The organism is Bacteroides sp. D55t1_190419_B8, assembly GCF_015558905.1.
Lineage (GTDB): Bacteria > Bacteroidota > Bacteroidia > Bacteroidales > Bacteroidaceae > Bacteroides > Bacteroides vicugnae.
Genome location: NZ_JADMOU010000028.1, coordinates 1 through 14,621, shown reverse-complemented (window position 1 = coordinate 14,621; position 14,621 = coordinate 1). Strand labels below are relative to the sequence as shown.

Annotated in this window: 12 protein-coding genes; 3 read left to right on the top strand and 9 right to left on the bottom strand. The window is 43.3% G+C overall.

Annotated elements, in window-relative coordinates; translation table 11 throughout:
• Positions 1–95 precede the first annotated feature (95 nt).
• The gene (locus I2I13_RS19295) at positions 96–560 is read right to left on the bottom strand and encodes an AraC family transcriptional regulator (RefSeq protein ID WP_004301101.1); all 465 of its coding nucleotides are present in this window, start codon (positions 558–560) and stop codon (positions 96–98) included.
• 251 nt (positions 561–811) lie between these two features.
• Between I2I13_RS19295 and recQ the strand changes: the two genes are divergently transcribed.
• Complete coding sequence (recQ, locus tag I2I13_RS19290) at positions 812–2,638, top strand: DNA helicase RecQ (protein ID WP_195650257.1); 1,827 nt, start codon at positions 812–814, stop codon at positions 2,636–2,638.
• Between the two features lie 206 nt (positions 2,639–2,844).
• Here the strand turns inward: recQ and I2I13_RS19285 are convergent, their stop codons facing one another.
• Positions 2,845–3,663, bottom strand: coding sequence for a lipopolysaccharide assembly protein LapB (locus tag I2I13_RS19285; RefSeq protein ID WP_148364597.1), 819 nt, complete (start codon positions 3,661–3,663; stop codon positions 2,845–2,847).
• A 26-nt stretch (positions 3,664–3,689) separates the two neighbouring features.
• The gene (cysK, locus tag I2I13_RS19280) at positions 3,690–4,640 is read right to left on the bottom strand and encodes a cysteine synthase A (RefSeq protein ID WP_195650256.1); all 951 of its coding nucleotides are present in this window, start codon (positions 4,638–4,640) and stop codon (positions 3,690–3,692) included.
• 131 nt (positions 4,641–4,771) lie between these two features.
• Here cysK and I2I13_RS19275 point away from each other — a divergent pair, with 131 nt between their 5' ends.
• Both I2I13_RS19275 and I2I13_RS19270 read left to right on the top strand, forming a co-directional pair.
• Positions 4,772–6,607, top strand: a complete 1,836-nt coding sequence (locus I2I13_RS19275) for an LTA synthase family protein (protein ID WP_195650255.1) — start codon at positions 4,772–4,774, stop codon at positions 6,605–6,607.
• Positions 6,608–6,658: 51 nt separating this feature from the next.
• Positions 6,659–7,348: a phosphatase PAP2 family protein gene (locus I2I13_RS19270; RefSeq protein WP_148364595.1), complete on the top strand. Its 690-nt coding sequence runs from the start codon at positions 6,659–6,661 to the stop codon at positions 7,346–7,348.
• Between the two features lie 85 nt (positions 7,349–7,433).
• On the opposite strand, the gene leuB is transcribed toward I2I13_RS19270, so the two are convergent.
• The 6 genes from leuB to I2I13_RS19240 all read right to left on the bottom strand — a co-directional run bounded on the left by leuB (position 7,434) and on the right by I2I13_RS19240 (position 14,425).
• Positions 7,434–8,495 carry a 3-isopropylmalate dehydrogenase gene (gene leuB, locus I2I13_RS19265; RefSeq protein WP_195650254.1) on the bottom strand — a complete coding sequence of 354 codons (1,062 nt, stop codon included), beginning with the start codon at positions 8,493–8,495 and terminating at the stop codon, positions 7,434–7,436.
• Between the two features lie 60 nt (positions 8,496–8,555).
• Positions 8,556–10,103: an alpha-isopropylmalate synthase regulatory domain-containing protein gene (locus I2I13_RS19260; RefSeq protein WP_167511741.1), complete on the bottom strand. Its 1,548-nt coding sequence runs from the start codon at positions 10,101–10,103 to the stop codon at positions 8,556–8,558.
• Positions 10,085–10,681 carry a 3-isopropylmalate dehydratase small subunit gene (leuD, locus tag I2I13_RS19255; protein ID WP_148364593.1) on the bottom strand — a complete coding sequence of 199 codons (597 nt, stop codon included), beginning with the start codon at positions 10,679–10,681 and terminating at the stop codon, positions 10,085–10,087. Before leuD ends, I2I13_RS19260 begins: the two co-directional genes overlap by 19 nt.
• Before the next feature lie 135 nt (positions 10,682–10,816).
• Complete coding sequence (gene leuC / locus I2I13_RS19250) at positions 10,817–12,211, bottom strand: 3-isopropylmalate dehydratase large subunit (RefSeq protein WP_148364592.1); 1,395 nt, start codon at positions 12,209–12,211, stop codon at positions 10,817–10,819.
• Between the two features lie 81 nt (positions 12,212–12,292).
• Positions 12,293–13,789, bottom strand: a complete 1,497-nt coding sequence (locus tag I2I13_RS19245) for a 2-isopropylmalate synthase (RefSeq protein WP_004301125.1) — start codon at positions 13,787–13,789, stop codon at positions 12,293–12,295.
• A 402-nt stretch (positions 13,790–14,191) separates the two neighbouring features.
• Positions 14,192–14,425: a hypothetical protein gene (locus I2I13_RS19240; RefSeq protein WP_148364591.1), complete on the bottom strand. Its 234-nt coding sequence runs from the start codon at positions 14,423–14,425 to the stop codon at positions 14,192–14,194.
• Positions 14,426–14,621 lie beyond the last annotated feature (196 nt).

The window sequence follows — 14,621 nt, the reverse complement described above, 5'->3', positions numbered from 1 at the left end:
AATGCTAGCATTGATTAATTAAAATGAGAAAAGGAATTATCCCCAAAATTTATCTTTCAGAGGTAATTCCTTTTGATCAGTTTCGGAACGCGCAATTATTTCTTATTTTCCAAATGTTTTTTGCGATATCCGTTAGGAGTTTCACCTACGTTTTTGTAAAATGCAGCGTAAAAAGATTGACGATTTGCAAAGCCAACCATAGCACTAATTTCTTCCACATTTTTGTCGGCATAACGTTTGTCCGTCAATAAATGCAAAGCATCTTTTACTCTGTATTCATTCAACAGGCAAGAATAGTTCATACCAAAGCGTGAGTTCACTACTGCAGAAAGGTAACGAGTATTCGTCTTCAATTCTTTCGCCAAGTCCTTAGCTGAATAATCAGGATCCTTGTACTTCTTCTGTACAACGATGATATTCAAGATTTTGTCATACAACTCGTCTGCCAATTCCGGTCTAATTAAAGACCTGTATGCAGCCTTCTTTTCTTTCTTTTCCCTCAAATTGTAGGGACGTTTTTTCGGAGTTTCTTCCGTTTTTTTGTTCTCTAAATCACTCATTGAATTAACTGGTTAGGGTTTGTTCATTTGTTAATAATTGCTCATTTGCAACATAACATGTTACAAATGTCTTACTTTTTTTTTAAACACACAATTATTTTGTGCATTTTTTTTCTAAATAAACAATCAAAAACCTTGAAAAAGAAGGAATAGCCTCGAATAATAAGAAACTTTAACTTATTTATAATTCATATCAGAAACAGAAATCTACACATGATGAAAATTGCCGAAGAAAAATGTACCTTTGCGGCATGGATAAATTAGCATCAATAAGAGAAACTCTAAAGACATATTTCGGATACGATAGTTTCCGTCCGCTGCAAGAAGAAATCATCCGCCATGTCCTGAATAAGCAGGATGCACTGGTATTAATGCCTACTGGCGGGGGGAAATCGATCTGCTACCAACTTCCTGCACTGCTTTGCAAAGGTACCGCTGTTGTCGTTTCTCCACTCATCTCATTGATGAAAGATCAGGTAGAAGCATTGCTGGCAAACGGCATCGCAGCCGGGGCACTGAACAGCAGTAATAACGAAACGGAAAACGTTCATCTGCGACGTGCCTGCATTGAGGGGCGACTGAAGCTGCTTTACATTTCACCGGAAAAACTTTTAGCAGAAAAGGATTATTTATTGCGGGATATGAACATCTCTCTGTTTGCTATTGATGAAGCGCATTGCATTTCACAATGGGGACATGACTTCCGTCCGGAATACACACAAATGGGAGTGCTCCACCAACAATTTCCGCAAATACCGATTGTCGCCCTAACTGCCACTGCGGATAAAATCACGCGCGAAGACATCGCACGGCAATTACACCTCAACCATCCACGTGTCTTCATCTCATCCTTCGACCGCCCCAACATCAGTCTGACTGTGAAACGTGGGTTTCAAGCGAAGGAAAAGAACAAGGCTATCTTAGAATTTATTCACCGTCACGGGAAAGAAAGTGGGATTATTTACTGTATGAGCCGGAGTAAGACAGAAACCGTTGCACAGATGTTGCAAAAGCAGGGTATCCGCTGCGGTGTCTATCATGCCGGATTATCCGCCCAACACCGGGACGAAACACAGGATGACTTTATCAACGACCGCATACAGGTGGTATGTGCCACCATTGCATTCGGAATGGGGATCGATAAATCAAATGTCCGCTGGGTCATACATTATAATCTTCCCAAAAGTATAGAAAGTTTTTATCAGGAAATAGGCCGTGCCGGACGTGACGGCCTCCCCAGCAGTACTGTCCTGTTTTATTCACTCGGAGATCTCATATTACTCACTAAATTTGCTTCGGAAAGCAATCAGCAGAACATCAATCTGGAAAAACTACAACGGATGCAACAATATGCTGAATCCGATATTTGCCGGAGAAGGATTCTGTTAAGCTATTTCGGAGAAACAACCACAGAGGATTGCGGTAACTGTGATGTTTGTAAAAATCCTCCTCAACGATTTGACGGTACAGTCATTGTGCAAAAGGCATTAAGTGCCATCGCCCGCACAGAACAACAAATCAGTACAGGCTTGTTGATCGATATTCTTCGTGGAAGCTATTCTGCGGAAGTAACTGGAAAAGGTTATCAGGAACTTAAAACATTTGGTGCCGGACGCGACATTCCTCCTCGTGACTGGCAAGACTATTTGCTTCAAATGTTGCAACTCGGCTACTTTGAAATAGCCTATAATGAAAACAATCATCTTAAAATTACGGCAAGCGGAAGTGATATTCTCTTCGGAAGAGCCAAGGCGACATTAGCAGTCATCCGGCACGAAGAAATCGCCACTCAAAAAGGAAAAAAGAAGAAAGTGGTGGTTGCAAAGGTACTTCCTTTCGGCCTGGAAGGGGGAGAAAACGAGGATTTATTCGAAGCCTTACGCGGATTGAGGAAACAACTGGCCGATCAGGAGGCACTACCCGCCTACATCGTCTTGTCAGACAAAGTATTACACCTGCTTAGTATTTCCCGCCCTACTACTATTGAAGAATTTGGTGAAATCAGCGGTATCGGAGAATACAAGAAAAAGAAATATGGAAAGGATTTCGTAAATCTGATTAGACAGTTCGTAGAATAAAAGAAATTCTTTAATAGTATATATTAACGAGCCATCTGACTAATTATTATTCGTTCCACAACTGTTTTCCTTTAGTTCCACATAGGTTTCCCTTTCGTTCTACCTATGTGGAACGAAAGGGAAACCTATGTGGAACGAACTAATGCCTATAACAAAAAGCTCTAACTTATGTAAACCGGAAAGATATAGTTGCCTTATTGATAACTTCATTTGCATTGCCGCAATTGTTCGTGCAGATCAGCCGGAGGCACTCCCAATGAAATGGCTTTCTCAAAGTCAGCTTTGGCAAGTCCTTTCTTTTTCTGTGCCAGATAGATATTTCCACGCAGCAGATAAGCATCAGCCGAGGCAGCATCCAACCGGATCGCTTCCTCCAAATCAACCAATGCCAGATCTTCATGCTTCATCTCGCGTTCCACGTCGGCACGGGCAATATAAAGCGTCGCATCGTCAGGAGTGGCCGTAATCATCTTATTCAGAATTTCAAGAGATTCCCGGAATTTTCCTTCTTTCTGCTCCAGAGTAGCCAATCCCAGACGACCGCTATAACTCTGCGGATCCAGTTCCAGCAAACGATTATAATCGATTCTCGCAGCCGGATAATCCCGGCGGAGCACATAAATATAGGCACGCATCAATAAAGCTTCCTTGTTCTGCTTATCCTCATCAAGCACCTGACAATAATCGGTATAAGCACGGTCTGTTTTTCCCATTTCCATATAAATGGCGGCACGGTCGAGTAAAATAGGAACTGCCAAAGGAGCAAAATTCAGTGCAAAAGAATAAGACTCCAACGCTTTGTCAAACTCACCCAAACGACGCTGCACCAATCCCAAATTAGAAAAAAGCAACGCATTCTTGGCGTTCTTCGGTTCCAGCTTCAAAGCCTGAAGCAAAAGTTCCTCTGCTTTGGGAAGGCTGTCTTTCTCGATACATTCAATGGCTCTTTCGGACAATTGCTGATAAGTTTGCGCAAAGGCAACAGCCGGAAAACAAAAAAACAAAGCTATCATTATTCTTACCATGGTTCAGGTCTTTTTTAGTGAATAAATTAATCCAATGGATATGCGTCAAAAGCAAACAGTTCGGTCGACAAATAACGCTCTCCCGTATCAGGTAACAACGCTACTATTTTTTTGTTCTTAAATTCCGGACGCAGTGACAGTTGACGGGCAGCATACACGGCTGCTCCCGAAGAAATTCCCGCCAGCAGACCTTCTGTTGCCGCTAACTCACGTCCCGCACGAATCGCTTCGTCATCAGGCACACCCATCACCTCATCTACCACAGAAGCGTCATAAAGCTTGGGAATAAAATTCGCTCCGATACCCTGAATACGATGCGGGGCTGCCTCTCTTCCCGCCAATACAGGAGACGACGACGGTTCCACCGCCACAATATAAATATCCGGATTATGTTTCTTTAAAGCACGGGCTACACCGCACACTGTTCCTCCAGTACCCACTCCGGCTACAAAAACAGCCACTTCACCATCGGTATCGCGCCAGATCTCTTCACCTGTCGTCCGTTCATGAACAGCCGCATTAGCCGGATTCTCAAATTGTTGTAAGATCACCGAACCGGGAATACTATCACGCAACTCCTGCGCCTTGGCAATAGAAGCTGCCATCCCTCCTAACCCGTCTGTCAATACAATCTGCGCACCCAGCGCTTTCAACAGATTCCGCCGTTCCAGGCTCATTGTTTCAGGCATGGTCAATATCAAATGATACCCTTTAATAGTGGCTACCATTGCCAACCCGACACCTGTATTTCCACTTGTCGGCTCAATAATCGTTGCACCGGGTTTCAGTGCTCCACGAGCTTCCGCATCTTCAATCATCGAAAGAGCCACTCTGTCTTTTACACTTCCCGCCGGATTAAAAGCCTCCAGTTTGGCAATAATATTTTGTTCCAGACCGTACTTTCCACTATAACCGGAAAGTTCCATCAAAGGGGTATTCCCCACTAAATCTGTTAGTTTCCTTGCAATCTTTGCCATCTTATTACTTTATTTTTGTCACAGACACGACAAAGATATGGAAAAAAAGGTATGTTTTATATCACTTCATGAGAAAGATAAGGAAAAGTATAGTAACTTTGTATCCGTTCAATCTTTTTAAGTTTACAGATATGAAAAAGAGAATCATACAATTTCTCACGACCTATTTTTTATTTGTTCTTTTATTCGTTCTTCAGAAACCAATCTTCATGGTTTACTACCATGATTTATATACCGACGCATCTTTAGGTGACTACTTCCGCATCATGTGGCACGGATTGCCTCTGGATTTATCTCTTGCAGGTTACCTGACCGCCATCCCAGGCTTACTGCTCATCGCCTCCGCCTGGACGAGTTCATCCATACTCCGCCGCATCCGGCAAGGCTATTTCGGAGCAATCGCCTTTGTCATGGCCTGCATTTTTATCATCGACCTGGGATTATACGGCTTTTGGGGATTCCGTCTGGATGCCACCCCCGTTTTCTATTTCTTCTCTTCCCCCAAAGATGCTATGGCAAGTGTCAGCTTTTGGTTTGTATTATTGGGAATCTTATCTATGCTGATCTATGCAGCAATTTTATACTTTATTTTCTATTACGTCCTTATCCGGGAGAAAAAGCCCCTGAAAATACCTTATCGACGTCAGAATGTCTCGCTTGCGCTCCTTTTGCTGACAGCGGCACTCTTCATCCCCATCCGGGGCGGATTCAGCGTATCCACCATGAATTTGAGCAAGGTATATTTCAGCCAGGACCAACGCATGAATCATGCAGCCATCAACCCGGCATTCAGTTTCATGTATTCCGCCACCCACCAGAATAATTTCGATAAGCAATATCGCTTCATGGACCCGAAAATAGCCGACGAATTATTTGCAGAGATGGTAGACAAACCTGTCTCAGCAACAGACAGCATCCCCCAATTATTGAATACACAACGTCCGAACATTATTTTTATTATCCTTGAGAGTTTCTCCACACACTTGATGGAAACTTTCGGAGGACAACCCAATGTGGCTGTCAATATGGATAAATTCGCTAAAGAAGGCGTATTATTCAGCAACTTCTACGGCAGCAGTTTCCGCACAGACCGCGGACTGGCATCCATCATCAGCGGATATCCCGGCCAGCCAAGCACCAGCATCATGAAATATCCCGAAAAGACGGACAAACTTCCTTCTATACCGCGCAGCCTGAAAAATGCCGGATACAACTTGGAATATTACTATGGCGGAGATGCCGATTTCACAAACATGCGCTCTTATCTGGTATCTTCCGGTATCGAGAAGATTATTTCCGATAAGGATTTTCCTCTGTCCGAACGTACAGGAAAATGGGGAGCACAGGATCACGTATTATTCCAACGCCTGATGAAAGACCTGAAAGAAGAAAAACAAAAAGAACCGTTCCTGAAACTTGTTCAGACATCAAGCAGCCACGAACCGTTCGAAGTCCCGTTCCACAGGCTGGATGATAAAATCCTCAACTCCTTTGCGTATGCCGATAGTTGTGTAGGAGATTTCGTGAAACAGTATCAAGAGACACCGCTATGGAAAAACACACTGTTTGTACTCGTTCCCGATCATCAGGGTGCATACCCATATCCCATAGAAAATCCGCTGGACGGCCAAACCATTCCGCTGATTTTAATCGGAGGTGCAATCAAACAACCTCTTGTGGTAGATACTTATGCTTCACAAATTGACATTGCCGCCACCTTGCTTGCCCAATTAGGATTACCGCATGATGAATTTACTTTCAGCAAGAATATCATGAATCCGGCCTCTCCTCATTTCGCATACTTCACCCGACCGAACTATTTCGGAATGATTACCGCCGATAACCAATTAGTGTACAATCTGGACGCAAATACTGTGCAACTGGACGAAGGTACCGCTAAAGGAACCAATCTGGAAAAGGGAAAAGCGTTCCTGCAGAAGCTCTACGATGACCTGGCAAAACGCTAGGAAATGAATTATATTGAATATTTATAAAGTAATATAGAACAATAAAGCCTGATGATACACACCGGAATTGTCCAATATCTTTCGGAGATAGATACAAATATCTTCTTGTCTTTCAATGGTATACATTCCCCTTTCTGGGATTATTTCATGAGTTCTTTCACGGGTAAATTCATCTGGATTCCCATGTATGCCACTATATTGTATATTTTATTAAAAAACTTCCACTGGAAAGTAGTACTGTGTTACGTGGCTGCCATTGCACTGACTATCACCTTTGCCGACCAAATGTGCAGCAGCATCATTCGTCCGGTAGTAGCACGTCTGCGTCCCGCCAATCCGGAGAACCCGATTGTAGATCTGGTATATATCGTAAATGGTTACCGCGGGGGAAGCTACGGTTTCCCATCGTGCCATGCAGCCAATTCATTAGGTCTTGCCATGTTTGTCATATTCCTGTTCCGTAAACGTTGGCTAAGCATTTTCATCCTGACCTGGGCAATACTCAACTGCTACACACGTATATATCTGGGTGTACATTACCCCGGTGATTTACTCGTAGGAGGTATTATCGGAGGATTCGGCGGTTGGTTGTTCTGCACCATCGCCCACAAAGCAGCCATCTATCTGGAACCTTCCACCCGCACGAAGAGAAAAGAAATAAAACAATGGTCAGTCACTATTTATGTAGGATTACTGACCGTGCTCGGTATCGTTCTATATTCCACTATTAAAAGTTGGTAGAACACAACAACACTATTTCGAACTAAAAAGTAAAAGCCTGACACCGTTATCCGATGCCAGGCTTTTACTTTTTTATCCGGGTTTATCAAGCTTTCTTGATATAATCAACAATCCACTGTCCTACTTCTTTTGTTCCGTACTTAGCACCTTCAGCCACTTGTATTTCCGGTGTGCGTACATTCTCATCCAAAGAAGCATCTACGGCTTTACGAATCAATGCACCCTCTTCTTTGCAGTCGAAATACTCGAACAACATAGCTACAGAAAGAATCTGTGCCAATGGATTAGCAATATTCAATCCCTTAGCCTGCGGCCATGAACCGTGAATCGGTTCAAATACCGGAGTACTTTCACCTGTAGAAGCAGAAGGAAGCAAGCCCATAGAACCACTGATTACAGAACCTTCGTCAGTCAGGATGTCACCGAATGTATTTTCCGTTACCATCACATCGAAGAAAGCAGGTTCCTGAATCATCTTCATTGCAGCATTATCCACAAACATATAATCAGTTGTCACTTCCGGATAGTTCGGAGCCATTTCCTGTGCGATCTGACGCCACAGACGGGAAGAAGCCAACACATTTGCCTTATCTACTACAGTCAGATGTTTTCTGCGCTTCATCGCATATTCGAAAGCCACCTTCAAAATACGTTCGATTTCCGGACGAGTATAATAGTTCGTATCATACGCCTTGTCATTATCCTGATACTTTTCACCGAAATACATACCTCCAGTCAGCTCACGGATACAGATAAAATCGGCATTTTCTACCAACTCCGCACGCAACGGAGATTTGTGGATCAGGCATTTGAATGTCTGTACCGGACGGATATTAGCGAAAAGACCCAGTTTCTTACGCATAGCCAGCAAGCCTTGTTCCGGACGTACCTTGGCAGTAGGATCATTGTCAAATTTCGGATCACCTACGGCAGAGAACAAAACAGCGTCCGCCTCTTTACAAACCTGATAAGTTGCTTCCGGAAACGGATCGCCTACTTTATCAATCGCATCAGCTCCACAGATTGCATATTCGTAACTTACTTTGTGACCAAACTTCTCGCAAACGGCACTCATCACATCTACACCTTGCACAGAGATCTCCGGTCCGATGCCGTCGCCTGCTAATACAGCAATTTTAAAATCCATAATCGTTTATTCTTCTATTTATATATTCGTATAAAAAACATTCTTCGGGCAAGTTGTTTCTCACTTGCTCTTCTCGTATTCATCTTCGATGAGGTTCAACATCTTCATAGTAGCCTTGATGGCAGCCTCTGTCTGGTCGGCATCGAGCCCGCGGGTACGGAACACCTGCTCATCATAACTCCACGTGATAACTGTCTGCACAAATGCATCCGTACGTCCACCGGGAGGGATGGTTACCGCATAATTGGTCAACATCGGGAATTTACGTCCTAATGTCACCTTATATATCTTACGCAACGCACGAACAAAAGCATCATACTGACCATCGCCGCCTGAACTCTCTTCGTACTCTTTTCCGTTGATTTCTATCTTCAACGTTGCCATCGGTTTCAGCCCATGAGCCAGATTCACAAAATAGCTCTTCAGTTTAACCTTCTCACCCACTGCTCCGTGTTTCAACACATCCGAAACAATGTACGGCAAATCTTCCTGTGTGACCAGCTCTTTCTTGTCGCCCAACTCGATGATGCGTTCCGTTACCTTGCGCATAGCATCTTCGTCCAGCTCCAGTCCAAGATCTTCGAGGTTCTTACGGATATTCGCTTTACCGCTTGTCTTACCCAATGCATATTCCCGCTTACGGCCAAAACGTTCGGGAAGCAAATCATTACAGTAGAGATTATTCTTGTTATCCCCGTCAGCATGCACCCCTGCCACTTGCGTAAAGACATTCTCACCTACAATCGGTTTATTGGCAGGTATCACAATTCCCGAATAAGACTCCACTACCCGGCTGACATCATTCAAACGGCTTTCGTCGATATTGGTCACCGCATTGAAATGGTCTTTCAGGATAGCCTGCACACTTGCGAGAGGAGCATTTCCTGCCCGTTCGCCCAGTCCGTTGATGGTTGTATGCAATCCTTTGACACCACTTAATACCGCGGCAAGGACATTACTCACAGCCAAATCATAATCATTGTGCGCATGGAAATCGAGATGAGTATTCGGATAACGTTTCTTCATCTTCCGCATATACTCTATCACTTGCAAAGGATTCAAGATACCCAACGTATCAGGCAACATAAAACGCTTGACGCTCGTTTCTTTCAATCCATCCATCAACTGAAACACGTATTCGGGAGAATCCTTGATACCGTTGCTCCAATCTTCCAGATAAACATTGACGGTTATATCCTGTTCGTCGGCATAATGCACCACACTTATGATATCCGCCAGATGTTCTTCCGGTGTCTTTTTCAGTTGTTGCGTACAATGCTTCAATGAACCTTTACAAAGAAGATTTATCACACGGCAACCGGTACGCTGAATCCAATCGACAGAAGTATGCCCGTCGACAAAGCCGAGCACTTCCACTTTATGGAGCAGATTACGACGGGCAGCCCAGTCGCAAATCATCTTCACGGCTTCAAACTCACCGTCCGACACACGCGCCGAAGCAACTTCCACCCGGTCTACCTTTAAATCTTCTAACAGTAAACGGGCGATCATTAGTTTCTCATGAGGCACGAAAGACACTCCGCTGGTTTGTTCACCATCACGGAGCGTTGTGTCCATGATTTCTATTTTCACGCCTTCTTTTCCCATTCTTCTATTTTATCTTTATTGCTCAACAAGAAATCGATATCGTCCAATCCGTTCATCAAACAAAGTTTCTTATAAGCATTGATTTCGAAATGTTCACTTTTACCTGTCGCCTTGTTGGTGATGGTCTGTTCGGGAAGGTTCACTTCCACTTCCATCTTCGGGTCCGCTTCTATCGAATCGAACAACTCCTGCAGAAACTCCTCGGTAACAACCACCGGCAGCACAAAGTTGTTCAACTCATTATTCTTATGAATATCGGCAAAGAAACTGGATACCACCACGCGGAAACCATATCCTGCAATGGCCCAGGCAGCGTGTTCACGGCTGGAACCCGAACCGAAGTTTTTTCCTGCCACCAATACCTGTCCGCTGTAAGTAGGATTGTTTAACACAAAATCCTTGTTCAGGGAACCGTCAGCATTATAACGCCAGTCACGGAAAAGATTATCACCGAAGAATTTTTCTTCACGAGTGGTTGCTTTCAGGAAACGTGCCGGAATAATCTGGTCAGTATCTACGTTTTCTAAAGGAAGAGGTACACAAGTACTTGTTATTATATTAAATTTTGTCTTAGCCATCTTTTTATTTACGATTTAACGATTTACGATTTACTATTTAACGATTGAAATTACTATTGACTCATTCTCTTACGACAGACAATCTGATTCACGACCATTTTTCAATCGTAAATCGTAAATTGTCTAATCGTAAAATCAAATCAGTTTTCTCGGATCGGTAATCACACCAGTCACCGCCGCAGCAGCAGCTACCAGCGGACTAGCCAGCAAAGTGCGTGCACCGGGTCCCTGACGTCCTTCGAAATTACGGTTACTGGTAGATACCGAATACTTTCCGGCAGGAATCTTATCATCGTTCATTGCCAGACAAGCAGAACATCCCGGCTGACGGATAGCAAATCCGGCTTCCGTCAATATCTTGTCGATTCCTTCCTTACGGATCTGTGCGTCTACCATCCATGAACCCGGAACCAGCCATGCAATAACATTCTCCGCTTTCTTACGACCTTTCACGATGGAAGCAAATGCACGGAAATCCTCAATACGACCGTTTGTACAAGCCCCAAGGAATACATAATCAATCTTCTTACCCAACAAAGATTCACCCGGTTGGAATCCCATATACTCCATTGATTTCTTGAACGAAACCTGTGCAGCTTCACTCATTCCTTCCATGGTAGGAATGTGTTGTGTGATTCCCATACCCATACCCGGATTCGTTCCATAAGTAATCATCGGTTCAATATCAGCCGCTTCGAAACGGACTTCTTTATCAAACACGGCATCATCATCACTCTTCAATGTCTTCCAATAAGCCAAAGCCTTGTCCCATGCTTCGCCTTGCGGAGCATTTTCACGTCCTTTGATATATTCAAAAGTCACTTCATCCGGAGCAACCATCCCACCACGTGCACCCATTTCAATCGAAAGGTTGCAAAGGGTAAGACGTCCCTCCATTGTCAGATTGCGGATAGCCGAACCTGCATATTCCACGAAGTAACCTGTAGCACCACTGGTAGTCATCTTAGACATCATATACAGAGCCACATCCTTTGCAGTCACCCCTTTGCCCAGTTCACCGTCTACAGTGATACGCATTGTTTTCGGTCTCGACTGGAGAATACATTGTGAAGCCAGCACCATTTCCACCTCACTCGTTCCGATACCGAAAGCAATCGCTCCCATTGCACCATGAGTAGAAGTGTGAGAGTCACCGCAAACAATCGTCATTCCCGGCAAGGTCAAACCACGTTCGGGGCCTACCACATGGATAATACCATTCTTCGGATGCATCATGCCGTAGTGCGTCAGACCGAAATCCTTCGCGTTTTTTGTCAGAGTATCCACCTGCGTTTTAGAGACCGGATCTTCAATCTCCTTATCCTGATCGTGTGTCGGTGTATTATGGTCAGGCATACAAAACACCTTTTCCGGACGCAACACTCCGATTCCACGTTCACGCAATCCCGCAAAAGCCTGCGGACTAGTCACTTCGTGACAATATAACCGATCAATATAAAGCTGTGTAGGGCCATCTTCCACAGTAGTCACCACGTGGGCATCCCATATCTTATCAAATAATGTATTCATCTGTTTATTTACTATTTTACTAATTACTATTTACTATTTCAATCAATCTCTGTAATACCAAACCGACTGTCAATCTCTTTTTTACGATTTGAATTTGTTGATACAGTCGATGTAGGCTTCTACCGAAGCAGCAATAATATCTGTGTTGGCACCAAAACCATAATAAATCTGGTTATCATATTCTACCTGCATGTGCACTTTACCTACATCATCACTTCCCTTACTGATAGCCTGAATAGTAAACTCTTTCAGAGTCATGTGGCGTTCTACAATCTTTTTCAATGCTTTGATGGCAGCATCTACCGGACCATTACCACTGGCACAAGCTTCAAACTTCTCACCGGCAATATTCAATCCCAAACTGGCTACCGAACGCACACCGACACCACTCGTCACCTGCAAGTAATCCAGTTTGATACGATGGTTCTGGCTACGGTCTGCACCTGCCAATACTAAAATATCATCATCATTAATATCTTTCTTCTTATCAGCCAACTTCAGGAACTCATCATATACCTTATCCAGTTTTTCCTGATCCAAATTCACTCCCAATATAGAAAGACGATTTTTCAATGCTGCACGTCCGCTGCGAGCAGTCAATACGATAGAGTTGTCATCAATACCCACATCATGCGGATCGATAATCTCATATGTCTGTACATTTTTCAACACGCCATCCTGATGGATACCTGAAGAGTGTGCGAAAGCGTTACGTCCAACGATTGCTTTATTAGGCTGTACCGGCATATTCATCAGGCTGGATACCATACGGCTGGTCGGATAAATCTTCTGCGTATTGATATTGGTCTGGATATCAATTTCGTGATGGCTCTTGATAATCATGGCGATTTCTTCGAGAGCAGTATTTCCTGCACGTTCGCCAATACCGTTGATGGTAACTTCCACCTGACGCGCACCGTTCAAGACACCGGCTATCGTATTGGCAGTAGCCATACCCAAGTCATTGTGACAGTGAGTAGAAAGTATGGCATTATCAATGCCGTCTACATGGTCAACCAGGTATTTTATCTTGGCGCCATATTCTGAAGGCAAGCAGTAACCTGTTGTATCAGGGATATTCACTACGGTAGCTCCAGCCTTGATGACAGCTTCCACCACACGTGCCAGATATTCGTTATCCGTACGGCCTGCGTCTTCTGCATAAAATTCCACATCGTCTACAAAACGGCGGGCATATTTCACAGCAGCTACTGCACGTTCGATAATCTCTTCACGATTCGAATTGAATTTATATTTAATGTGCGAATCAGAAGTACCGATACCAGTGTGAATACGTTTATGTTTAGCAAATTTCAGTGCATCTACGGCTACATCAATATCTTTTTGAACTGCGCGAGTCAAAGCACAGATAGTAGGCCAAGTCACCGCTTTTGAAATCTCAATTACTGAATTAAAATCTCCCGGGCTCGAAATGGGGAATCCGGCTTCAATCACGTCTACTCCCAACGCTTCCAATGCCTTTGCTACCTGAATCTTTTCTACTGTATTCAACTGGCATCCCGGAACCTGTTCACCATCTCTAAGAGTGGTATCAAAAATAAATAACCTATTGTCCATATTCTTATGTATATTATATAATTATTAGCATTAAAAAAAGCCTTTCACACTTGGAAGTGAGAAAGGCTTTCGTATATTTTCATTTATACACATTTACGCGCAGCACTCACTTCCACTAACCTTTGATAGTAGAATAATAATACCGCATAGTAGAATATGTATAAACATCTGATTCATTTCTTGTCTCTTTTATTAGTTTGACGGTGCAAAGGTATGGATTATTTCTTTACCACCAAATAATACGTTACTTTTTTATCGAAAAAAATATCATTTCATAAGTTAAAGCCGATTATTAGCAAAAATATATCACGAATAAAGCGATATATTCATTAAACGAAAAGAGGGAGTAGAATGTTTGAACCATTCTCTCCCTCTCCTCCTTTATTGTTCTAAATCAATAGATTACTTCTTATCGCAACATTCTTTCTTTTCTGCGCAATCAGCTTTTTTGTCGCAAGCAGTAGCACAAGAGTCCTTAGCCTGGCAGCAAGAATCAGATTCAACAACAGCTTCCACTGTTTCTACAGTTGTTTCTTCACCTTCAGAAGCAGCGTTAGTAGTTTTGTTACCAGTACAAGACATCATTGCAAAAGAAAATGTTACTGCTACAGCAGCCAAAAATAATTTAGTTTTCATACCTTTTAAATTTGCTTTAAACGTTTAATAAAATAATTGTCAGTCGCAAATATAGCACTTTTTTCGCAAAGTACCAAAACAGAAAGCCCCTTGACTCAAAATGAATCAAGGGGCTTCTTAAAAACGGCGGCTACCTACTCTCCCACTGTTACGCAGTACCATCGGCGTGACGAGGCTTAACTTCTCTGTTCGGAAT